General features: G+C 68.0%; 17 protein-coding genes and 7 pseudogenes. 16 read left to right on the plus strand and 8 right to left on the minus strand.

Annotation, left to right across the window (positions count from 1 at the left end):
- The first annotated feature begins 58 nt into the window (after positions 1-58).
- The 3 genes from OG819_RS35370 (at position 59) to OG819_RS35380 (ending at position 2,776) form a co-directional block, all read left to right on the plus strand.
- Positions 59-1,087, plus strand: a complete 1,029-nt coding sequence (locus OG819_RS35370; protein ID WP_266633863.1) for an alcohol dehydrogenase catalytic domain-containing protein — start codon at positions 59-61, stop codon at positions 1,085-1,087.
- A 39-nt stretch (positions 1,088-1,126) separates the two neighbouring features.
- Positions 1,127-1,978 carry an aldo/keto reductase gene (locus OG819_RS35375; protein WP_266653222.1) on the plus strand — a complete coding sequence of 284 codons (852 nt, stop codon included), beginning with the start codon at positions 1,127-1,129 and terminating at the stop codon, positions 1,976-1,978.
- Positions 1,979-2,074: 96 nt separating this feature from the next.
- On the plus strand, positions 2,075-2,776 hold the full coding sequence (locus OG819_RS35380; protein ID WP_266653224.1) for a flavodoxin: 702 nt from the start codon (positions 2,075-2,077) through the stop codon (positions 2,774-2,776).
- 134 nt (positions 2,777-2,910) lie between these two features.
- Here OG819_RS35380 and OG819_RS35385 read toward each other — a convergent pair whose 3' ends face one another.
- On the minus strand, positions 2,911-3,198 hold the full coding sequence (locus OG819_RS35385; protein WP_266633860.1) for a hypothetical protein: 288 nt from the start codon (positions 3,196-3,198) through the stop codon (positions 2,911-2,913).
- A gap of 579 nt (positions 3,199-3,777) precedes the next feature.
- On the opposite strand from OG819_RS35385, the gene OG819_RS35390 reads away from it, so the two are divergent.
- The 3 genes from OG819_RS35390 to OG819_RS35400 all read left to right on the plus strand — a co-directional run bounded on the left by OG819_RS35390 (position 3,778) and on the right by OG819_RS35400 (position 6,733).
- Entirely contained in the window at positions 3,778-4,191 is a 414-nt protein-coding gene (locus OG819_RS35390; RefSeq protein ID WP_266623313.1) for a transposase, read from the plus strand.
- Positions 4,188-5,249, plus strand: coding sequence for an IS3 family transposase (locus OG819_RS35395; protein ID WP_266623315.1), 1,062 nt, complete (start codon positions 4,188-4,190; stop codon positions 5,247-5,249). Before OG819_RS35390 ends, OG819_RS35395 begins: the two co-directional genes overlap by 4 nt.
- A 182-nt stretch (positions 5,250-5,431) precedes the next feature.
- The gene (locus OG819_RS35400) at positions 5,432-6,733 is read left to right on the plus strand and encodes an IS256 family transposase (protein WP_266653226.1); all 1,302 of its coding nucleotides are present in this window, start codon (positions 5,432-5,434) and stop codon (positions 6,731-6,733) included.
- 61 nt (positions 6,734-6,794) lie between these two features.
- On the opposite strand, the pseudogene OG819_RS35405 reads toward OG819_RS35400, so the two are convergent.
- Positions 6,795-7,052, minus strand: a pseudogene (locus tag OG819_RS35405) (IS1380 family transposase); the annotation flags it as partial.
- An 801-nt stretch (positions 7,053-7,853) separates the two neighbouring features.
- Here OG819_RS35405 and rph point away from each other — a divergent pair.
- On the plus strand, positions 7,854-10,448 hold the full coding sequence (gene rph, locus OG819_RS35410) for a rifamycin-inactivating phosphotransferase (RefSeq protein WP_266653228.1): 2,595 nt from the start codon (positions 7,854-7,856) through the stop codon (positions 10,446-10,448).
- Between the two features lie 300 nt (positions 10,449-10,748).
- Positions 10,749-10,976: pseudogene (locus OG819_RS35415) on the plus strand (transposase family protein); the annotation flags it as partial.
- Between the two features lie 109 nt (positions 10,977-11,085).
- Here the strand turns inward: OG819_RS35415 and OG819_RS35420 are convergent.
- Both OG819_RS35420 and OG819_RS35425 read right to left on the minus strand, forming a co-directional pair.
- The gene (locus tag OG819_RS35420; protein ID WP_266653230.1) at positions 11,086-12,255 is read right to left on the minus strand and encodes a GDSL-type esterase/lipase family protein; all 1,170 of its coding nucleotides are present in this window, start codon (positions 12,253-12,255) and stop codon (positions 11,086-11,088) included.
- Positions 12,256-12,361: 106 nt separating this feature from the next.
- A pseudogene (locus tag OG819_RS35425) lies at positions 12,362-12,801 on the minus strand (TetR-like C-terminal domain-containing protein); the annotation flags it as partial.
- Positions 12,802-12,872: 71 nt separating this feature from the next.
- Here OG819_RS35425 and OG819_RS35430 point away from each other — a divergent pair.
- The 3 genes and pseudogenes from OG819_RS35430 to OG819_RS35440 all read left to right on the plus strand — a co-directional run bounded on the left by OG819_RS35430 (position 12,873) and on the right by OG819_RS35440 (position 14,839).
- Entirely contained in the window at positions 12,873-13,364 is a 492-nt protein-coding gene (locus OG819_RS35430) for an FBP domain-containing protein (protein WP_266633845.1), read from the plus strand.
- Positions 13,365-13,971: 607 nt separating this feature from the next.
- A pseudogene (locus OG819_RS59185) lies at positions 13,972-14,094 on the plus strand (hypothetical protein); the annotation flags it as partial.
- A 451-nt stretch (positions 14,095-14,545) separates the two neighbouring features.
- The gene (locus OG819_RS35440) at positions 14,546-14,839 is read left to right on the plus strand and encodes a hypothetical protein (protein ID WP_266655426.1); all 294 of its coding nucleotides are present in this window, start codon (positions 14,546-14,548) and stop codon (positions 14,837-14,839) included.
- On the opposite strand, the pseudogene OG819_RS35445 reads toward OG819_RS35440, so the two are convergent.
- A pseudogene (locus tag OG819_RS35445) lies at positions 14,761-15,018 on the minus strand (hypothetical protein); the annotation flags it as partial. The gene OG819_RS35440 and the pseudogene OG819_RS35445 overlap by 79 nt on opposite strands.
- Positions 15,019-15,191: 173 nt before the next feature.
- Here OG819_RS35445 and OG819_RS35450 point away from each other — a divergent pair.
- Complete coding sequence (locus OG819_RS35450; RefSeq protein ID WP_266633846.1) at positions 15,192-15,587, plus strand: VOC family protein; 396 nt, start codon at positions 15,192-15,194, stop codon at positions 15,585-15,587.
- Between the two features lie 261 nt (positions 15,588-15,848).
- A pseudogene (locus OG819_RS35455) lies at positions 15,849-17,045 on the plus strand (IS110 family transposase).
- On the opposite strand, the gene OG819_RS35460 reads toward OG819_RS35455, so the two are convergent.
- Positions 17,033-17,548 (minus strand): transposase, encoded by a 516-nt coding sequence (locus OG819_RS35460; protein ID WP_323139433.1) that lies wholly within the window; start codon positions 17,546-17,548, stop codon positions 17,033-17,035. The pseudogene OG819_RS35455 and the gene OG819_RS35460 overlap by 13 nt on opposite strands.
- A pseudogene (locus OG819_RS35465) lies at positions 17,446-17,829 on the minus strand (transposase); the annotation flags it as partial. The gene OG819_RS35460 and the pseudogene OG819_RS35465, both read right to left, overlap by 103 nt.
- Before the next feature lie 13 nt (positions 17,830-17,842).
- Between OG819_RS35465 and OG819_RS35470 the strand changes: the two are divergent.
- The 3 genes from OG819_RS35470 to OG819_RS35480 all read left to right on the plus strand — a co-directional run bounded on the left by OG819_RS35470 (position 17,843) and on the right by OG819_RS35480 (position 21,689).
- Positions 17,843-18,526, plus strand: a complete 684-nt coding sequence (locus OG819_RS35470; RefSeq protein ID WP_266653232.1) for a hypothetical protein — start codon at positions 17,843-17,845, stop codon at positions 18,524-18,526.
- A 414-nt stretch (positions 18,527-18,940) separates the two neighbouring features.
- Entirely contained in the window at positions 18,941-20,959 is a 2,019-nt protein-coding gene (gene fxsT / locus OG819_RS35475; RefSeq protein WP_266653234.1) for an FxSxx-COOH system tetratricopeptide repeat protein, read from the plus strand.
- 313 nt (positions 20,960-21,272) lie between these two features.
- The gene (locus OG819_RS35480; RefSeq protein WP_266633849.1) at positions 21,273-21,689 is read left to right on the plus strand and encodes a hypothetical protein; all 417 of its coding nucleotides are present in this window, start codon (positions 21,273-21,275) and stop codon (positions 21,687-21,689) included.
- A 28-nt stretch (positions 21,690-21,717) separates the two neighbouring features.
- Here the strand turns inward: OG819_RS35480 and OG819_RS35485 are convergent, their stop codons facing one another.
- Positions 21,718-22,098: a hypothetical protein gene (locus OG819_RS35485; RefSeq protein ID WP_266633850.1), complete on the minus strand. Its 381-nt coding sequence runs from the start codon at positions 22,096-22,098 to the stop codon at positions 21,718-21,720.
- Positions 22,099-22,150: the final 52 nt, after the last annotated feature.

A 22,150-nucleotide genomic window follows, 5' to 3' on the forward strand; every position in this document is an offset into this window, starting at 1 on the left:
CCCCGGCAGGCCGCGCTTCGCGTGGCGCCCCCGCCCCTCGTTTGGAGAAACACCTTTCATGCGTGCAGCAGTGATGTACGGAGCCGGAGACGTCCGCGTCGAAAACCGGCCCGACCCGAAGATCGTCCAGCCCACCGACGCGGTGGTGCGCACGGTGGCCTCGTGCGTGTGCGGCAGCGACCTGTGGCCTTACGCGTCGATGCCCGCCACCGACACCGGCCGCCCCATGGGCCACGAGTTCCTCGGCGTCGTCGAGGAGACCGGCGCGGACGTGACCGGCTTGAAGGCCGGTGATCTGGTCGTCGCCCCGTTCACCTACAGCGACAACACCTGCAACTACTGCGCCAAGGGCCTGCACATCTCGTGCCGCAACGGCGGCCGGTACGGCTTCGACGGTGTCGACGGTGGCCAGGGCGAAGCTGTTCGTGTCCCGTACGCGGACGGCACCTTGGTGAAGCTGCCGGTGGCCGCTGACTCCGCGCTGCTGCCGTCGCTGCTGGCGCTCTCGGACGTGATGACCACCGGCCACCACGGCGCCGTCACCGCCGGCGCCGGCACCGGCGATACGGTGCTGGTCGTCGGGGACGGCGCGGTCGGCCTGTGCGCGGTGATCGCCGCCAAGCGGCTGGGTGCCGGGCGGATCGTGCTCGCCGGCCGCCACGAAGCCCGCACCAGCCTGGGCCGTGAGTTCGGCGCCACGGACGTGGTCGCCGAGCGCGGCGAGGAGGGCATCGCCCGCATCCGCGAGCTGACCGGTGGCGTGGACAAGGTGATCGAGGCCGTCGGTACCCGCCAGGCCCTCGACACCGCGCTCGGCGCGGTCCTGGACGGCGGCACCATCAGCCGACTGGGCGTCCCCCAGTACGAGCAGGGCCCGATCGGCCCGGCCGAGTTCATGCGCAACATCACCCTGACCGGCGGCGCCAGCCCCGCCCGCGCCTACATCCCGGAACTGCTCGCCGACGTCCTGGACGGCACCATCACCCCCGGCCGCGTCTTCGACCAGACCTTCCCCCTCGACCAGACCTCGGACGCCTACCGGGCCATGGCCGACCGCCAGGTCCTCAAGGCCCTCATCCGCCCCTGACCACCCGCCCTCACCCGCACAGCGAAGGACAACTCCCTCATGCAGACCGTCACCCTCAACAACGGCGTCGAGATGCCGCTCCTCGGCTTCGGCGTCTACCAGATCCCCGCCGAGGACACCGAGCGCGCCGTCTCCGAGGCCCTGGCCGCCGGCTACCGCCTGCTGGACACCGCCGCCGCCTACGGCAACGAGGAAGCCGTCGGCCGCGCCATAAAGTCCAGTGACATCCCGCGCGAGGAGCTGTTCGTCACCACCAAGCTGTGGGTCCAGGACGCCCCCGCCGAGGACAACACCCGCCGCGCGTTCGAGACGTCCCTGAACAAGCTGGGCCTGGACCACCTCGACCTGTACCTGATGCACCAGCCCTTCGGCGACGTCTACGGCCAGTGGCGCGCCATGGAGGCACTCAACCGCGAAGGCCTGACGAAGGCGATCGGCGTCGCCAACTTCTACCCCGACCGACTGATCGACCTGATCATCAACAACGAGATCACCCCGCAGGTCAACCAGATCGAGACTCACCCCTTCTTCCAGCGCGCTGACTACCAGGACCTCATGCGCGAGCACGGCGTGCAGATCCAGTCCTGGGGCGGCTTCGCCGAAGGCAAGAACGACCTGTTCACCAACCCGCTCCTCGCCGAGGTCGGGAAGGCATACGACAAGTCCGTCGCCCAGGTCGTCCTGCGCTGGCTCACCCAGCGCGGCGTCATCGCCATCCCCAAGTCCGTCCGCGCCGAACGCATGGCCGAGAACATCGACGTCTTCGACTTCGAGCTCACCGACGAGCAGATGGCCCAGATCGCCACCCTCGACACCGGCAGCTCCCTGTTCTTCGACCACCACGACCCCGAGATGGTCACCTGGCTCGCAGGGCGCCGCCTGGACAGCTGAACGCCTCACCCACTGCCCCTCGCCGGCCGCGGGTGCCCTCAAGCGAATGCCCGGGGCACCCGCCCGGCGTCCACGGTTCACCGGGAGCCGCCCACCATGATCACGCCGCAGCCCCATGGCGCCCTGCCGGGCCGGCGCACCGTTCTGCGCGGCGCGCTGCTGACCGCAAGCGCCGCTTTGAGCGCGACCTACCTGGCGGGCTGCTCACCGTCCTCACCGCGGTCCGGCATCCCTACCGCCTCTCACTCCGCCGCGACGACCGGAAGCAACGTGAAACGAGTCCTGCTGGCCTACTTCTCCCGCCCGGGCGAGAACTACTACAACGGCGGCCGTACCGACCTGAAGGTCGGCAACACCGAGGTGCTGGCCAACAAGATCGGCAGCCGCATCACCTGCGACACCTATCGCATCCAGGCCGCCGACCTCTACCCGCACGACTACGACGCCACCGTCCAGCGCAACGTCCGCGAGCAGGACACCGACGCCCGCCCGGCCATCGAAGGCCGCCTGCCCTCCCTCGACGACTACGACACCATCCTCCTGGCCAGCCCCATCTGGAACGTCCGAGCCCCCGTGATCATGACGACGTTCACCGAAGCCCTCGACTTCCGAGGCAAGACCGTCCACCCGGTCACCACCTACGCCATGAGCGGGCTGGGGACCACCGAACGCGACTACGCCGCCTCCTGCCCCGGCGCGACCATCGCGGAAGGCCTCGCGGTACGCGGCGAAGAGGTCAAAGACGCCGACACCGAAGTTGAGGCATGGCTGCGACGCATCAGGTTGCCCGTCCGGTGACCACCCCGCCGAGCACACCACGGCCCGACCGGATGGCAGGCACATTCGCTGCAGCCTCAGTGGATCTGCCACGTCGCTGGTGGGGCGACTCGTACGCCAACCCAGCCTCGATGTACTGCCCTTCTCGAAACCGGTCACTGACCGCTTATGCACAAGGGTGCATGAGGAACCTGATGGCCAGACGGAAGTGTCTGCACGTCAGTCAAGCCGCAGGCCTCGGCAAGCTGGGCGGCGGCTTCCATGATGCTGCGGTCGTGCTGCTCCTTCGCTGCGATGATCCCGGCCTCACACTCGGCCAGCTTGGCGCGGCCAGCATCTGTCCCCGCCTCTTGCGCCTCTTGGCGCCGGGCTTCCGAGTAGGGGATGTTCTCCTGTGCGGCACGGTGCCGGGTGGCCTGCTTGCGCGCTCGGTTGGTCGTCACAACGACTCCCTGTCCCGGTCACGTCGCCCACGCCTGCCACCGGCTGAGAGTGCCGTTTCTTGATTGGGTGATTCGAAGAACCTTGGCCGCGGCGCCGACTGGCGTGGGCAGTTCGGCAGGGCACCGGCAGACGCTGACCTGCCGCTCTGGAGGGTAGCCGACACCACGAGGCAGTTTCATTTACCCGCGCGGGTGATGCGACACGATTGCAGATCTTCTGAGGGTTGGTCATAGGTCTGTGACCAGCAGGTTCTTCGTTGGTGGTTGATCGGGGAGGGCTCGCGCCGTGTCATTTCGGCACCGGAACATCCGAGCTGTGCTGACGAGTCGCGCCGACCAGCACGGAAGCCGCCTGCGCGAGGCGCCCCACAGGACAGACGGATGTATGACTGCGCAGGTCACGCCGGTCTTGTACGCACCCTCAGAAGATCTGCACCCGTCACAGATGTAGGTCTCAGCCGTCCGGTGGCCCGAGTTCTTTGACGGCTGATGAGGCCGCTTCCCTCTCTGTCAAAGTAGATCGAGTCAGGTATACTGGATGATTCATTGAGTCGAGGGCGGAGAAGGAGTAGTGCCCGGGTGGCCAGCACGAATGACCACGGGACCCCTGATCCGCAGGTAGAAGCCCGTTCGGCCGGTCCGCGCCGGTATACCGCGGAGTACAAGGCGAGGATCCTCGCGGAGTACGAGACGTTGGACAAGAAGGGCAAGGGTGCTCTGCTGCGGCGGGAGGGCCTGTATTCGTCGCTGATCACGACGTGGCGGCAACAGCGGGACAAGGGTGCCCTGGACGCGCTCGCCGCGTCGGCCGGACGGCCGAAGGCGGACCCCAGGGACAAGGAGATCGAGAAGCTCAAGGCGGAGAAAGCCCGCCTGGAAGCCGACCTCGCGAAGGCCCGCACCGTCATCGAGGTCCAGGGAAAACTCTCCGCGCTGCTCGACCAGTTCGCCACGGACAGCGCCCCGACCCGGAACGGCGAGAAGAACCAGTGACCGAAGCCCAGCTCGCGGCCGTGGCGTTCAACACCGCCCGCAATCAGGCCCTTGAAGAGCTCAGCGGGCTGGTCGGACGCGTCCAGGCATGCGCCGCTCTCGGCGTGAGCCGTGCCACCTACTACCGCCAACACCGCCGAAGCCCCGCCCCGGCCAAGCCGCGGCCAGAACGGCGCCGACACGCCCGCGCTCTCACACCCGAGGAGGAGATACGGGTCCTCGACGTGCTCCATTCCCTGGAGTTCGCCGACATGGCGCCCGCCGAGATCTACGCGGTGCTCCTGGACCGGGGTGTCTACCTGTGCTCGGAGTCGACGATGTACCGGCTCCTGCGACGGCATGGCGAGGTCCGTGAACGCCGCCGCCAGGCCGTCCACCCGCCCCGGACCGTTCCCGAGCTGGTCGCCGAGGGCCCGAACCGGGTATGGAGCTGGGACATCACGAAGCTGAAGGGGCCGGTCAAGGGCGTCTACTACTGCCTCTACACGATCATCGACATCTTCAGCCGCTACACGGTCGGCTGGATGATCGCCGCCCACGAGAACAAGGACCTCGCCGAGCGGTTCCTGTCCGAGTCGATCGCCAAGTACGGTATCGAACCAGGGCAGTTGACGATCCACTCGGACCGCGGGTCCCCGATGGTCGCGCAGAACGTCGCCCAGATGATGGCCCATCTCGGCGTCACCAAGTCGCATTCGCGGCCGAAGACGTCGAACGACAACCCGTACAGCGAGAGCCAGTACAAGACCCTGAAATACCGGCACGACTTTCCCGAGCGTTTCGGATCCCTCGAGGACGCCCGGGCGTGGTGCACCCAGTTCTTCACCTGGTACAACGAAGAGCATCGGCACTCCGGGATCGGCCTGCACACGCCCTACGACGTGCACTTCGGTCTCGCCGAGCAGCTCCGCGAGATGCGTGCCGACGTCCTCCAGACGGTCTACGCGAAGCACCCCGAACGCTTCGTCCGCAAACCACCCGAGCCTCCCAAGCTCCCCGCAGCGGCCTGGATCAACCAGCCGGCACCAGACGGCCCACTGATCCCAGCACAGCGTTAGAACGATCTACCTGCCTTGATCGCTTTGACAGGTTCCGACACGTACGCCAACATGCACTGGATGGACAACTGCGGCAATCGCTGACGCCCGGCATCGAATCCCGCGGGACTGTCCTAAAGATTGTGTATGCCCCGGTGTGACCTAGATGGCATGAGGTGGGACCTCTGCCGGGAAGGATCACCATGGGGACCAAGAGCGAGCACCCCCGCGAGGACTCGAACATCGTACGTACGGGGGCTGAGTTGGCGAGACTGGCGGAGCTGGACCGGGAGTTGGCCGGGCAGTTGGTGGCCCGGGCCCGCGCCGAAGGCGTGAATCTGGTCGGGGAGAACGGGCTGCTGAAGGGGCTGGTGAAGCTGGTCCTGGAGGGGGCTCTGGAGGGTGAGATGAGTGAGCATCTCGGCTATGAGAAGGGCGATTCGGCCGGCGTCGGGTCGGGTAACTCCCGTAACGGCACCTCGAAGAAGACGGTCCTGACCGACGTCGGGCCGGTGGATCTTCAGGTACCGCGGGACCGGGCCGGCAGCTTCGCACCGGCCATCGTGCCCAAGCACTCCCGCCGGGTGCAGGGCTTCGACGCGGCGATCCTGTCGCTGTATGCCAAGGGCTTGACGACTGGGGAGATCCAGGCCCATCTGTCGGAGATCTACGACGTGGAGGTCTCCCGCGACCTGATCTCCCGGGCCACGCACCAGGTCAGCTCGGAGTTGGAAGCCTGGCGCAACCGGCCGCTGGATCGTGTCTACGCCGTCGTCATGATCGATGCCATCGTCGTGAAGGTCAGGGACGGAGCCGTCGCCAATCGTCCGGTCTACGTCGCAGTGGGCATCAATCTCGAGGGCGAGCGGGACGTGCTGGGGATGTGGGTCGGCAAGGGCGGCGAGGGCGCCAAGACCTGGATGACCTGGCTGACCGAACTCCGCAACCGCGGGGTGGAGGACGTGTTGATCGCCTGCTGTGACGGGCTGAAGGGACTGCCGGAGTCGATCCAGAACACCTGGCCGCAGGCGGATGTGCAGCTGTGCGTGGTCCACATGGTCCGCGCCAGCCTGAAGTACGCCTCCACCAAGTACTGGGCGCAGATCGCCAAGGAACTCCGCCACGTCTATACCGCCGCCAACGCGGACGCGGCAGAGGCCCGTTTCTCGGAGTTCGAGGCCGAATGGGGCACCCGCTACCCGGCCTTGATCGGAGTGTGGCGCCGCAACTGGGAACACTTCGTGATGTTCCTCCGCTTCCCGCCCGAGATCCGCAAGATCGTCTATACGACGAACATGATCGAGAGCCTCAACGCCCGCTTCCGCCAGGCCACCCGCCGACGTGGGCACTTCCCCGACGAGGACTCCGCTCTGAAGGTGCTCTACCTCGTCATCCGCGACCGACAGCCCAACCGCCCCAACGTCACCGGCCGCACCCGCAACTGGAAGGAGGCCATCAACACCCTCGCCGGCTTCTACGGCGACCGCGTCCTTGAGAATCAGTAGCAACAGCACACGACACAGAAGAAGCGTCAGTACCAGGGCTTACACAAAGAACAAGACACTCCCAGGTCAGGAAGTCGTGGGTGCCGCCTGCGGAGTCGGTGCGGATCAGCGTGCGCCGACCGTGCTGGTAGCGCTTCGGTAGTTGGGCCAGCGCCATCTTCGTCGTGGTGATGTGGTCGGTGGCGGTGTTGCTGCCCGCCTTGTCCGGCCGTAGCAGCCCTGTCACCGGCTTCCCGGCCTCGTCCGGGCCGTGGTCGGCGGACGCGGCCAGCGGGTGATGCCCGAAGGTCCGCTTCCACGTAGCTGTCGGGTCCTGCTTCGACCAGCCTGGAGACGGACGGTGGGATCGGAGGTCACCAGCCCGAACAGGGCGTCGGTGCCGGCGGGTGTAAGTGGTGCGCAGGAGGATGATCTGGTCTGTGGGGCGGGACAGCCGGGCCACGATTTGGGCAAGGTGGCGTGGGGCCGTTCGCTTGCGTGTCGGCCGATTTGAGCCACGGCGACCGTCAAGCGTCCGTTTGTCGAGCTTGGCTCAACATTCGCGGGGCGCGACGACCTCCGGGAGATGACGGCGCGCTCGACGGCGTTCGGGCCTTGCCGACAAGGGAGAGAACTTCTGGTTCCGCGGCTGCATCCGTAGGCCGATGGGACATCCGCCTGGGCCGCCGACGCTTACCCGTACGTGGCGCGCCACCGCTTCGCGAGAAGCTTGTCAGTTCCAGCGGACGGCAAAAGGCAAAGGCAAGGAGATCTCTCTCCTTGCCACTCTTAACGTATAGCGCACTGGGGGGCTTGCGGCAAGACCCCTGTGGCGGCGCAAAATCGTCGGCCGAGGCCACAACCCGCGGAAATGAGGGCACGACGTGCGTGTGTTGTCGACGTATGGGGGACGCGGTGACGTCGAACCAGTGGTGGGACTGGCAGCGAGGTCGCGAGTGCTCGGGGCGGTGGTGCGGGGGTGCGCGCCGCCCGGCTGGGCGGAGCGGTCGGCCGATTCGTCAGAGGTAGGGCAGCGAGAGACGAGGACGTGCCCGACAAGAGGTTCGACAGAGCTGGAGGCGCCGGCGAATCGATCGGCCGGTGCAGTGCAACGGGGCGCGGCTGCCTCGGAGGTATCGCGATGATCGAGCAGTACGTGTGGGATCTTCAAGAGGTTGACGAGACGCAGGTCGCGGTCGTCGGCGGCAAGGGCGCGCACCTGGGCGGGCTGTCGCGCATCGAAGGCATCCGCGTGCCGGGTGGCTTCTGCGTGACGACGGACGCCTTCCGGCGGATCATGGCGGAAGCGCCATCGATCGACGATCGACTCGATCAGCTGTCGCGCCTGAACCCGGACGACCAGGAGGCGATCCGCACGCTCAGCGCGCAGATTCGTCGGACCATCGAAGGGATTGCCGTCCCGGGCGATCTCGCGGCGGCGATCATCCGCGCGCTCGCGCAGTTCGGCGAGCAGGCCGCCTACGCCGTCCGATCCAGCGCGACGGCGGAGGACTTGCCGACGGCCTCCTTCGCCGGCCAGCAGGACACGTATTTGAACATCGTGGGGCCGGCGGCGATCCTCCAGCACGTCAGCCGGTGCTGGGCCTCGCTGTTCACCGAACGAGCCGTGACCTACCGCCAGCGGAACGGCATCGACCACCGCACGGTCCGCATGGCCGTGGTCGTGCAGCAGATGGTCTTCCCGCATGCGGCAGGCATCCTCTTCACGGCCGACCCCGTCACGGGCAACCGGAAGGTCGCCACCGTGGACGCCGGCTTCGGCCTCGGCGAGGCACTGGTCTCCGGCCTGGTGAACCCGGACGTCTTCAAGGTGCGACACGGCGAAGTCGTCGCCAAGGCGATCGCCGCCAAACAGCGCGCCGTTCAGGCCCTGCCGGCCGGCGGTACGCGGGAAGTGGCGATCGACTCGCAGCGGCAGGAGCAGCCGGCGCTGACGGATGCTCAGGTGGTGCGGCTCGTGGAGCTCGGGCGGCGTATCGAAGCGCACTTCGGCCGCCCGCAGGACATCGAATGGTGCCTGGTCGATGAGGGCTTCCAGATCGTTCAGAGCCGGCCGATCACGACGCTGTTCCCCATCCCCGAGACCGGCGACCAGGAGAATCACGTCTACGTCTCCGTTGGTCATGGGCAGATGATGACCGACCCCATGAAGCCCCTGGGGCTCTCCATGTGGCGACTGACGGCCATGGTGCCGATGCACGAGGCCGGCGGGAGGCTGTTCGTCGACGTCACCCGGCGCTTGGCCTCGCCCGCGAGCCGCGCCGGCCTCCTGGACGTCCTGGGGAGAGGGGACCCGCTGGTCAGGGACGCTCTGGAGACCGTCCTCGACCGCGACGGTTTCGTCCCGTCGCTCCCGGACGCGGGTCCCGGCGGGCCGTCCGGCGGTACGTCCGCCCCGATCGAGACCGATCCGGCCATCGTCACCGAGCTGATCGAGCGCAGCCAGGTGTCCATCGCCGCCCTGGAGCGCGACATCCGGACGAAGACCGGACCGGCGCTGTTCGACTTCCTGCTGGAGGCCTTCGAGGAGCACAAGCGAGTCCTCAGTGATCCGCTGAACCTTCAGGCGATCATGGCGGGGATGGAGGCCACGTGGTGGCTCAACGACAAGCTGCAGGACTGGCTGGGCGAGAAGAACGCGGCTGACACGCTGACGCTGTCCGCCCCCGACAACGTCACGTCGGAGATGGGACTGGCGCTGCTCGACGTCGCGGACGTGATCCGCCCGCAGCCGGAGGTGGTGGCGTTCCTGCAAGGCGTCGAGGACGAGGGTTTCCTGGATGAGCTGGCGAAACTCGCGGGCGGGACCGAAGCGCGCGACGCCATAGAGGCCTACCTCGACCTGTACGGCATGCGCTGCGTCGGCGAGATCGACATCACGAGGCCACGTTGGCGTGAGCGCCCCACCACGCTCGTGCCCGTGATCCTCGACAACGTCAGGAACTTCGAGCCGGGCGCCGCCGAGCGGCGCTTCGAGCAAGGGCGGCAGAAGGCGCAGAAGAAGGAACAGGACGTGCTGTCACGCTTGCGGGCCCTGCCGGACGGGGACCGGAAAGCCGACGTGGCCAAGCGGATGATCGACCAGGTCCGATCCTTCATCGGGTACCGGGAGTACCCGAAGTACGGCATCGTCAGCCGCTACTTCGTCTACAAGCAGGCCCTGCTGGAGGAGGCCGAGCGCCTCGTGCAGGCCAACGTGCTTCTCGAGAAGGAGGACATCTTCTACCTCACGTTCCAGGAACTCCACGACGTCGTGCGCTCGAACCAGGTGGATGGCCGGCTCGTCCAGCAGCGCAAGGACGCGTTCCGGTCGTATCACGCGCTCACACCGCCCCGGGTGCTCACATCGGATGGTGAGGCCGTCACCGGGGCGTACCGGCGCGACGACGTGCCGGCCGACGCCCTGATCGGCCTCCCGGTTTCCGCCGGGACCATCGAGGGAAGGGCCCGCGTCATCCTTGACATGGCGGAGGCCGATCTCGAAGCGGGCGACATCCTGGTCACGACCTTCACGGACCCCAGCTGGTCGCCGCTGTTCGTCGGAATCGCGGGCCTGGTGACGGAGGTGGGCGGCCTGATGACCCATGGCGCGGTGATCGCCCGGGAGTACGGCTTGCCGGCCGTCGTGGGCGTGGAGCAGGCCACCCGGCTGATCCGGGACGGGCAGCGGATCCGCGTGCACGGAACCGACGGGTACGTCGAGATCCTGCCTTGACCGATCACACCGAGAAGGCCCATCCGTAGCGTCCGGTTAAAACGACGCCAAGCAGGGGGAGGACGATGCATGCCACGGAGAGCTGGCAGGACGTAGCCGTGCGCATCACGGCGATCCTCGCCTTGTGTGCCTGCTTGCGCTACCACCTTGCGGCCAGGCAGCCGAGCCACCTCGGCCGTGCGCGACAGCAATGAGCGCGCTTCCACCTCGTTCTGCTCTTCTTCGGCCACGGCAGCGTTCTGGACCGGCCGGCCCAACAGATATAGAAGCGTCGGTTGACGATCCTTGCACCAGGGACTCTGGCGCACATACTTGACGATGCGACAGCTCGCCCCGTTGTTCCGCATCTCCAAGTCGGCCGCGGACCGGATCATCGACCACCTCGGTCCGATACGTGCTCCAGCCGCGGAAGAGGTTCCGAAAGGACACGGTGCTCTATGTCGACGGCCCTCTGGCTGGGAGGAGTCCGGCGCCGAGGCCGCCGACGGCAAGACAATGACGATCGCCGACGGCGGCTATCAGGGCACCGATCCGGACCGCGAGGAGTACCTGCATTTCGCCGACGGCCTGGGAGGGTCAGGCCGACTCCGTCCGTATGGCCAGGTAGCGATCGCGGTCTGCGTGACCGCGATGTGATTCAGCCGGTCTTGACGGCGAAGGGGCCGCCGTCGCCGAAGGCGAGCCACGCGAAGTTCTCGCCGATGCGGCGGTGTCCTGCGGGATCAGGATGGACCTCGTCGGGCAGTGGCAGTTCCGCGAAGTCCTTCTCGCCGTAAAGGTCGCGGCCGTCGAGGTAATGGAGGTTCGTGTCGTCAGCCGCCCGCTGTTCGACGATTCGGGCGAGTTCGTCGCGGATGACATTGAGCGTCAGGCGCCCGGCGGCGCGTTCGCCCGTGGCCTTGAACCGCAAGGTTCCGCCGTCGAAGTCGGGCGCGAGGGGGCCGGGGGTGTCCTCCTGCACCGGGCACAGGATGGGGGACACGACCAGCAGCGGTGTGGTCGGATGCCCGTCGCGGATGGTGTCCAAGAAGCCGTGGACCGCAGGGGTGAAGGCGCGCAGGCGCATCGCGTCGGTGTTGACGATATTGATGCCGATCTTGAGGCTGATCAGGTCCGCGGGGGTGTCCCGCATCGCGCGGGCGGTGAACGGGTCGAGCAGCGCGCTGCCGCCGAACCCCAGGTTGACCAACTCCACCCCGCCCTGGGCTGCGGCCAGGGCCGACCAGACGGCGGTCGGGTGGGCGGCGTTCGAGCCGTGGCTGATGGAACTGCCGTGGTGCAGCCATACTCTGCGCCCGATGTCCGGCGCCGGCTCGACCGGGGCATTGGTGCGCAGGGCGATCAGCTCGGTGATCTCCGTATGCGGAAGCCAGATCTCGACGTCCTTGTCACGCGCCGGCAGACCGGTGAACCGGGCGGTGCCGGCAGGACCCTCACGCACTTCGGCGGACTGGGTGACCATATCGATGATCGTGCCGACGTTACCGCCGGCCACCGTGGCCTGGGCAGCGAGACGGCCATCGACCAGCAGGTCGTACACGCCGTCCGCCGGGGCCGGGAAACCTCGGTAGACCCGCTTGGTAGGCAGCGTGTCCAGTTCGATGGTGGTGGCCCGGGTACGAAATGCCAGGCGCACGCCGGAGGGCTGCGCCTCGGCTACGGCCAGTTGGTTGTCAGGGATCTGTCGACGAGCCCGAGCGGGCAGCCGATGCGGCAGCAGGCCGTGCGCGGTCGGTTCCACGTCGAGGAAACCGCGCAGGATGTCCGCGGTGACAGGTGTGGTGATCCAGTCGTGCTCAGTGTTCATTGTCCCAGCCTGTTGATCGGATTTCCGGATTGTTCAGGTGTGCCGGGGCGCGGCGCGGTGGACGGTCTCCGGCGGCGCGGTTCCCTGCTGGTCGAGGCGTGGTTCGGTTCAGCAGCGGAGCGTCGACGGAATCCAAGATCCAGGCCCAGGATTCCGGCGAGTCGACGGCGGTGTCGCCGAAGCCACCGGCCATTTCCAGGCTGACGTAACCGTGGGAGACGCTGTCCAGCATCCGGACCGCGTGCGTCTGGTCGGGTTCCGTCAGGTCGTAGCCACGCAGGATCGCCTGTCATGTGTGTGTGCCGTACTCCGGCGCAGGCGCCCGCCGTCCCGGGGTCGAGCCTGAGTCGGGCGGCGGCGCAGCGGCCAGGATGCTCCCGGCGTGGTCGCGGCAGGCATCAGCTTCGGGCGCGAGTGCGGACTCGCGGCCTTGCCGTCGAACCTCCGGGTGAGCGCCGAGACGGTCACCCGGTCGAAGCCGACGTCGTCGGTCAGTTCCGCGCCCGCCAGGGTCAGGCGCTCCGGGGCCAGCCCTGCTCCAACCATAACCTTCCTCCCATACAGCGGTAACCATTATGCATTTGCCTAATAACTTTAGGCAAACTAGCCTGCCACTCATGAAACCGCTGACTGAGCAAGAGATCCGTACCGCGTTCGTGAACTGCAGCAAGGGCGAGGCGAAGCGCCTGTCCGTCCCCCGCGACCTGGTTGAACGGCCCTGGGGCGACCTGGACTTCCTCGGCTGGCGGGACCCCCAGGCCCCCGACCGGGCCTACCTCGCCACCGAGCTGGACGGCCGCCCGGTGGCACTCGCGTTGCGCTGCCCCGGTGCCACTTCTTGGCAGACGCGGCGCAGCATGTGCTCGATATGCCTGACCACCCACACCGGGGGCGTCTCGCTGATGGTCGCCGCGAAGGCGGGCAAGGCCGGGCAGCAGGGCAACTCCGTGGGCGCCTACATGTGCAGCGACCTCGCCTGCCCGCTGTACGTGCGGGGCAAGAAGGACCCGGGCGTCGGTGCGCGGCTTCCCGAGTCGCTCACCCTGGAGGAGAAGATCCAGCGGACCGTCGCGAACCTCGTCGCGTTCATCGCCAAGGTCACCGCATGAAGCAACCAGCCACGCACGCCACACCTGCCCGTATTGGATGCGACGCGGCGCCATTCGCACATTTCGCTTACGGAATCGAACCTTGGACAGCCCGCCACGTGGTAGGCGAGGCCAGAATCGTCGATCATGATCACTGACGAGCCGACGCGGGCGCCTCAGGGGCTGGCGGGGTGCCGGTGGCTGTTCCCGTCCGCGCTGGTCCTCGAGCTGGAATCGGGCGCCCGCACATCCGGCCGGCGGCCGCGGCGCAGGCCTCGCCGTCGCGATGGTCCCGGTCGGTCTGCTGTCCAACACCTCGGGCGGTGTGGTGATGGTCGCCGTGTTCACACTCGCAGTGCACCGGCCTTTCCGCGATGTGGCCTGGATCGGCGGCGTTGGCCTCGCGCTGGTCCCGCTCCTTTACTGGTTGCGCCCCTACCCCGACCTGCCTTACGCCGGAGCCGTCGCGCTCACGTGGCTGTTCAACGTGTCGATCATCGGCTGGGGCATGTTCGTCCGTTCCCAACGGATGCTGAGCCTCAGGGGCCAGGCGCATCAGGCGGAGAGCGAGGCACGGCTGCTCGCTGAGCAGGCCCAGCGTCTGGCCCGCGAGGCCATCGCGCGCGACATGCACGACGTCCTCGCTCACCGGCTCACCGGCTCACCCTGCTCAGCGTGCACGCGGGCGCGCTGGAGTTCCGGTCCTACGCCGCCGCGCGAGGAGATCGCCCGGGCCGCCGGCGTCATCCGGGACAGCGCCCACGAGGCCCTGCAGGACCTGCGGGAGATCATCGGCGCGCTCCGGGCCGGTGAGTCCGACGACGCTGCCGACGACCGGCCGCAGCCCACGCTCGCCGCACTGGACGTTCTGGTCGCCGAGTGCCGCGAGGCGGGCATGAAGGTCACCCTCGAACACCGGGTCGCCGACCTTGCCGCCGTCCCCGCCTCCGTCGGCCGCACCGCCGACCGCATCGTCCAGGAGGCCCTGACCAACGCCCGTAAACACGCTCCCGGCACAGAGGTGATGGTCCGCCTCACCGGCACTCTCGGCGACAGTCTGACCCTCGCCGTCACCAACCCGGCCGCCCTCGGAGGTGCCACCAGTCCCCGGCTCACGCCAGGGCGTGATCGGCCTCACGGAACGCGCGGCCCTTACGGGTGGTCGCCTGGAACACGGCGCCACGGTCGGCGCCTTGTACAGCGTGCTCCACACCGGCGCGCGCAAAGCGCCGAGCCTCGCCCGGTTCACTTTCCTCGACCCCCACGCCCGCCAGTTCTGGTGCGACTGGGACGAAGTCGCCGACGACCTCACCGCCCAGCTGCGCGCCGCTGCCGGCGCCAACCCCTTGGACCGCGCCCTCATCGACCTCGTCGGCGAGCTGTCCACCCGCAGTGACACCTTCCGCGAGCTGTGGGCCCGCCACGACGTGCGCGCCGTCGGGACGGAGATCCGGTTGTCGCGGGCAAGTCCGTCCTGCGGGTCGTCGGCGGTGTAGAGCTGGGCAACGACGTCGGCCAACCAGCGCAGGATCAAGACGCTCTGTTTGAACGGCCCCAGGGCGCGGGTGCTCTTGCGGGTCCCGAGACGCTCGCGGTGTTCGAGCAGCAGCTTCGCGAGGGCCTCAGCAGTGGCCCGGCTGACATCGAGCACGCCGGTGTAGGTGACACTGGTCAACGCGTGAAGCCTCTCGGTACCCGGAGTCTGTTCTTCGCAGACCTGTTCCTACCAGGGGCTTCTCGCGTATCTGATGCCGGGTCAAGCCCGTCTGATGTCCCTAGTCAGGAAGATCTCGGATCTGTCGGACGGGCGGCATACTCTGAGCCCTGTCCGCACTATCTGGGAGAGTCATGACAAGTAGGTTCACTGAGTTGACCGTTGACTGCCACGATCCGGAGAGGCTCGCGACCTTCTGGTGCGAGGTCTTGGACTTCAAGGTGATCGACCGGAGCGAGGGCAAGGTCGAGATCGGTTCCTGGGTGCCGACCGTCGAGGATGTGCGGGCCCGCCAGATGCCGCCCACCCTGCAGTTCATCCAGGTGCCCGAGGGAAAGACCGTCAAGAACCGACTTCACCTCGACGTCAGCCCGATCGACGGCAGCACCGAGGACGAGGTAACCAGATTGCTCGGCCTCGGCGCCACCAAGACGGATGTGGGCCAGGGCTCAGACCGAAACTGGGTGGTCATGGCAGACCCCGAGGGCAACGAGTTCGACGTCCTGCGTACCCTGGCACCGCAGAACTAGTGCAGCTCCGCGTTGATGCTGCGAGGGTCATGCGGCTCTGCCTTCTTCCTGGGTCTGCCCCAGCCATTCGTAGGGTTGTGGCACCCGGGGGAGCGGGGTGTGGCTTTCATGCGGCTGCCGTTCGTGGCTTGGCAGGCTTGGCCGCCCCGCTCCCCACGACGACTCGGCCGCCGATTGGGAACTGCGAATCTGTCGCTGCGTAGAGCAATGCCGGCGAGGTCGTCCGTGGTACGCACTGCAAGCACGACCGACTGGAGCGCGATGAGCCGGATATGGGCGGGGACCGACTGCGGGAAGACCCACCACCACACGCTGGTCCTGGACGCCGAGGGCAACACCCTGCTGTCGCGGCGGGTGGCCAACGACGAGGCGGAACTCCTCCAGCTGCTCGGGGATGTCCTGGACCTCGCCGACGGTGCCCCGGTGACGTGGGCCCTGGACATGACCGGCGGTGAGCCCGGCCTGCTGATCGCCCTGCTGGTCAACCACGGCCAGGAGCTTGTCTACATCCCCGGCATCGCGGTCAACCGCGCCACCGACAGCTACCGCGGCCAGGGCAAGACCGACGCCCGCGACGCCAGAGTGATCGCCGATCAAGCCCGGATGTGACGCGATCTGCAGCCGATCCGGCCTGGCGACGAGGCAACCATCGAGCTGCGACTGCTGACCGAGCACCGCGTCGACCTGATCGCCGACCGCACGCGGATCACTAACCGGCTCAAGGCCCTGCTGACCAGCATGTTCCCCGCCCTGGAACGCAGTCTGCACCTCGACAACGCCGGGCCGTTGATCCTGCTGACCGGCTACCAGACACCGGCCGCGATCCGCCGAGCGGGCACCAGCCGGCTGACCACCTGGCTGCGCAACCGCAAGGTCCGAGGCGCCGATGCCCTTGCTGCCGCGGCGGTCGAGGCCGCCGAACGCCAGCACACCGCCGTCACGGGTGAGAAGGCCATCGCGAAGATGGTGCACACCCTGACGAAGGAGGTGATGGCCCTCAACGAGAAGATCTCCGAGACCGACAAGCTCATCGAGGGCCGGTTTCGCGAACACGAACTCGCCGAAGTGATCGAGTCCGTGCCCGGCATCGGCACCGTGCTCGGCGCCGAGTTCCTCGCCGCCGTCGGCGGCAGCCTTGATGCCTTCCCGACCCCTGACCGGCTCGCGGCGTTCGCTGGTGTCGCTCCCGCGCCACGGGACTCCGGCAAGGTCAGCGGCAACCTGCACCGGCCTCAGCGATACCACCGGCGCCTGCAACGGGTCTTCTACACCTCCGCGCTCATCAGCATCCAGCGCGACCCGAACTCGCGGACGTTCTACGACAGGAAACGGGCCGAGGGGAAACGGCATGTGCAGGCCGTCCTCGCCCTCGCACGCCGACGCGTCAACGTCATATGGGCCCTCATTCATGACCGACGGTGCTACCACGTGACACCTCCCATCACTCATGCCGCTTGACTTCCGGATTGGGAAGCCTTGAGTGCGGTGCCGTCGTAGGTCCAGCGGAAGGGGCGGGCTTCGTCGTCGTAGGCGAGGGCGAATTCCCGGATCTGGTCGATCAGGTCCTGGCGGGAGGTGAACTCGCCGCGTCGCAGGAGGCGGCGGGCCAGGATCGAGAAGGAAATCTCCACCTGGTTGAGCCAGGAGGCGTGCTTGGGCGTGTGGTGGACCACGAAGCGGGGGTGCCCGGCCAGCCAAGCCCGGGTGGCCTTGGAGGTGTGCGAGGACCCGTTGTCCATGACCAGGTGGATGCTCAGGGCGGGGTCGATGGCGCGGTCCAGCAGACGTAGGAAGCGGATGAAGGTGACCGAGTTGTTGCGGGCGATGTCCTCGACCAGGACCTGCCCGGTGTGGGCGTCTAGGGCCTGTGTGATGTCGTGATCAGGTCGGCCGCTTGCAAGAGATCTCCGACCCAGATCATGGAGGCGCGGAGTTCGAGGCCGACGAGGTAGCTCTCGGATGACTTGTCGGAGCGTGTGGCGATGCCGCGCCAGTCCTTCAGCCGGTTGATCAGTCGCTCGACGGTGTTGCGATCACGGTAGAGATCGGCATCGTAAGTGACGGGACGGCCGCCCCGGCTGCCCTTCTTCTTGCGGTTGGCGGCTTGGTCTCTCTTCTCAGGGATGACCGTCTTGATGTGGCGTTTACGCAGGTAGGCGCGGTTGGCGCGAGACGAGTACGCCTTGTCCGCGGCGACCGCGCCCGGCCGGGAGCGGGGCCGGCCGGCCGGGAGGCGGACGCGGTTCAAGGAGACCATGCTGGGCCGTGTGCGCCTGGCCGACGAGGACGGCGACCGCCCCGTGCGGCTGGACCTGCTGGCCCGTGCCGACGCCGTGCTGCTGCCCCACCGCACGACGCGGGCGCACGTCAGCGGACGGGTACGCATGGCGGGACGGGCCAACGACGCCGAAGCCGAGGGCGAGCTGGAGATAGCGCCCCTGTCGCGCCGCAGGATCCGCTACCGGATCACCTTCGCCATGGAAGGCCGGCGCCTCACCCTGGACGGCTGGAAGTCGGTGTCGCCCAAGCGCCCGCTCGCCTCGCTGACCGTACTGCCGTACACCCTGTACGAGGACGGTGACTGCGTGGGCGAGGGCACACTGCGCTTCCCCCTCGCCACCGGCCTGCTGCCCTTCCTCGCAAGCTTCCGGTTCCCTCGTACGGCCGCGTCCCCTGCCGACAGGCATCTGACGTCGCGCTGGGACGGCACACCGGGGCGGACCGAGGCTGAGCACGACCTCGATCCCCGCATCTGCGAGGACGGTGGAACAGGTGAGGGACCTTCCGTCGCGATCCCGGATGAGGAACCGGGACTTGCAACCCGCGTCCTCGAGGTCCATGACCAGATTCCTGCGGCCTGCGCCACCCAGGAAGCGGCCGGGTGGTGCGGTCGCACCCAAGACCCCGGATCCGTCGGTTGGCGTGCTCGATCACCGTGAACACGTATATCCGTGCCCCGGACAACGTGACCGTTTCGAAGAAGTCGTCGCACGCCGGCAGGGCCTCGGCCTGGGAGATGTGGGACCTGGTGACACGCCGACTGGTGTGAGTGCCTCCCGCGCCCGGTGTTCGGACCGATGATCGTCATCCAGTTGGGTCGGCAAGTGCAAGGTCAAACAGCCCACAGAGAGTCCAGAACCCGTCGCAATCCATCTGCGGCGCCACAGGTCAACGGCATACAATCACCGCAACAGCAGTGAGACTTCACAGGCGCCGACGCCTGCGTCCGCTACCTCACCGGGCTGCTGCCGGTCCGCTGACGTTGGACGATTTCCCTCGGGTGGTGCGGCGCCTGGGATAAGATCGCGCTGGCTGTTGATCGTCACGATCGCCGTTATACCGAAGAGGGAGCCATGTGGCGAACGCTGGCCAGCGCGGTGGCCGGTTTGTTCGTGCTGTTCGTCGGCAGTCTTGCCTTCAATGCGGCGTCTGGCCAGAGCCGCTGGCCGGGGCCGCTCGACTTTGTGCGCGTCCACCCGTGGGTGGTACTTCTCCTGCTGATACCACTGGCGCTCATCGGGCTGTGGCAGGCGCCGCGCCGCGACCGTGCGCAGGACCCGCTCGCGCCCGTGGCGTACCGACTGCCGCCGCGCAACACCAACTTCACCGGCCGCGACGCCACGCTGCGGGAGGTGCGGCAGTACCTCACCTCGGTGAACGACGTCACGATGCTGGTCGTGCACGGGCTGGGTGGCGTCGGCAAGACCCAGCTCGCCGTCGAGTACGCCTACCGCTACCTGTCGAAGTACCGGTTCGTCGCGTTCGTGGACGCCGAGCACCCCGATCTGGTGGCGTCCCAGTTCGTATCGCTGGCCGGGGAGCTGGGGCTGACGGAGGTGAGCTCCGACCAGGCCATCCCGCGGGTGTACGGCAAGTTGAGGGACCGCAGGCCCTGGCTGATCATCTTCGACAACGGGGAGAAACCGGGCACGCTCACGCACGCGATGCCGTCGGGCGGCCCGGCGAGCAACGGCCATGTCATCGTCACGACCAGACTGAGTGGCTGGTCGGGCAGAGCCGGCGTCATCGACCTCGATGTGTTCACCAGACGAGAGTCGGTGGAGCTGCTGGTCCGGCGGGTGCCCGGCATGACCGCGGCGGTGGCGGACCGCATCGCCCAGCAACTGGGGGACCTGCCGCTGGCGTTGGAGCAGGCGGCCGGGTACATGGGCTACAACCACACGGCGCCCGAGGAGTACCTGGCTCTGCTGACGTCGCGGCTGGAGGACATGATCGCGCGGGGCGAGCTGACCGACCGGCCGGCGGTGGTGGTCGCGAGCCTGTGGGAGCTCAGTGTGCGAAGGCTGGAGACGGACCAGCCCCAGGCGGTGCGTCTGCTGGAGCTGTGTGCCCTGCTGGCGCCGGAGCCGATCCCGCTGGACCTGTTCACCGGCAGCCCCGAAACGCTGGGCGGAGTCGCAGCCGACCCGCTGGCGTGGGACACGACGGTCGGCGCCCTGGCTGGTATGGGTCTCGCGAGGCGCGAGAACGCGTCCCTGGTGCTGCACCGGCTGGTGCAGGCCGCCATTCGGGCAGCGATGCCGGACCAGGTGCACACTGACGCTCGGGTCCAGCTGTGTCGTGCGCTGCTCGCGGCCGTGCCGCACGATATCCACGGAGACCCGGACGCGCGGCCGCGGTGGCAGAAGCTGCTCCCGCACGTCATTGCGGTGGCCAAGGACGATCCACCGGCCGAGTGCGCTGCGGAGACCGCGGTGCTGCTGAGGCTGGCGTCAACGTTCCTCATCCAGCTCGGGGATTGCTCGGTGGCGCTGCCGCTGTGTGAACGTGCCCTCGCGATCGACGAGTCGCTCGAGGGCCGGGATGCGGAGGCCGGCTTCGATCTGATCACCCTGGCGCAGATCCACCAGGACCTCGGCGCGACGGAGAGGGCACGCCCGCTGGCGGAACGCGCGCTGCGCCTGCACGAGTCCAGCCTGCCGGCGGACAGTCCCGCCATCGCGACGGACCTGGCCACGCTTGCGCGGATACTGTGCCTTCTCGGCGAACACAGGGCGGCGCGGCCACTGGCCGAGCGGGCGCTACAGATCGACGAGGCGGCGTACGGGCCGGACGATCCGTACGTGAGCTTCGACCTGATAGCACTGGCGAACGTCCACCTTGACCTCGGCGACTACGCCATGGCCGTGCCGCTGATCTCGCGGTCGCTGCGGATCCGCGAGGCCAGTTACGCGCCGGACCACCTGTACATCGGGTACGCCCTGCTGCTCAAAGCCCGAACCCTACACGCGTTGAACGACCCGACCGCAGCGGACCTCGCGCGCCGGGGTGCACAGATCCTGCACACCCGACTGGGCAAGACCCACCCCAAGACCGAGGACGCATTCGCTCTGGTCAACCGTCTACGTTGACGACGGGAGCTCAACGACGGGCTGCGGTGCACGACACGGCGCGGGAGGAGACGCCGTGTGCGGAGCGCTGCGGGTGGTGAACCTTCGAGGGGGAGACAACGTGGTCCTTTCTGCACCGGGTGGCGGCCGCCTACCGGCTGCAGGTCACCGACCTCACGGGATCGTGGCGGTGGGCGAACCCGGTGCAGCGCAGGCATGGTGGGCGTCCGGACGGAGAGGTGCTGCTCGACGGGGTGGCGCAGGAGCAGCTGGCCGGGTGGTGCCGCGTGCCGGCACTGGCTTCGAACGAGTCGATTGGCCCCAGGTCGCATTTATGGATTTGATCGGTGACATCGCAGCCATCCGCACCCCCGTTCCCCAGCCCGGTGACGTCACACCGGAGGAGTTCTACGCCGACGCCCGCGAGCAGGCGGAGCAGGCCCGCAAGGACGACGCGACCAACCTCCAGGCCCAGTGCGACGGCCTGGACGAGGACCCCTTGCTCCTGGCGCTCGGCAACGCCCGCGCCCGGACGGAGGCCGCCGACCGCGAGATCCGCCTCCTGCTCGCCTACGGGCGGGAGTTCCACGGCAACCGCCCCTACAAGCTCGACCCCCTCGCCGAGGCGAGCGGCATGACCCCCTCCGGCATCCGCACCGCCTACAGCAGCGGTGAAGTCGAAGCCGTGGCCCGCCAGATCGACCGGACGCCGGACAGTCACCGGTCCCGGTCGCACGGAGACCGGCAATGACCAAAGACCACGAACACGCCCGAGGAGACTACATCTGCCCGCACCCGTGGTCCGCACTGGCCACGGCCATCGAAGGCCGCGCCTGCACCGTCGCCCGCTGCAGCGTGAGCTGGGGGACGTCGGCGACGTCTCCGACAGTGTGGAGGCCGTACTCCGCGAGCGTCGCGGCCGCCTTCGCGCCCACCCCGGGCAGCTCCCGGACCGGACGCGGTCGCAGGAACGCGGTGATCGCCTCGGGGGAGTCGTCGATGACGGTGCGCCGACCAGGCGGGGTGAGCGCGCAAGCCATGGCGGCGAGCAGCCGGTTGGGGGCGGCCCCCGCACCACTGCGTACCCCGTACAGGGCGAGCGCGCGCAACTGAATGAGTTCGGTGATGTCGCAGGCGTCCCGGCGCCTTCTCTGGGGCAAGCAGGATGGCGTGAGGCGCAATAGGGAGATTTGTGCAGCTCAGCGCCAGCGC

Origin of the sequence: Streptomyces sp. NBC_01549, assembly GCF_026339955.1 — a bacterium.
GTDB lineage: Bacteria > Actinomycetota > Actinomycetes > Streptomycetales > Streptomycetaceae > Streptomyces.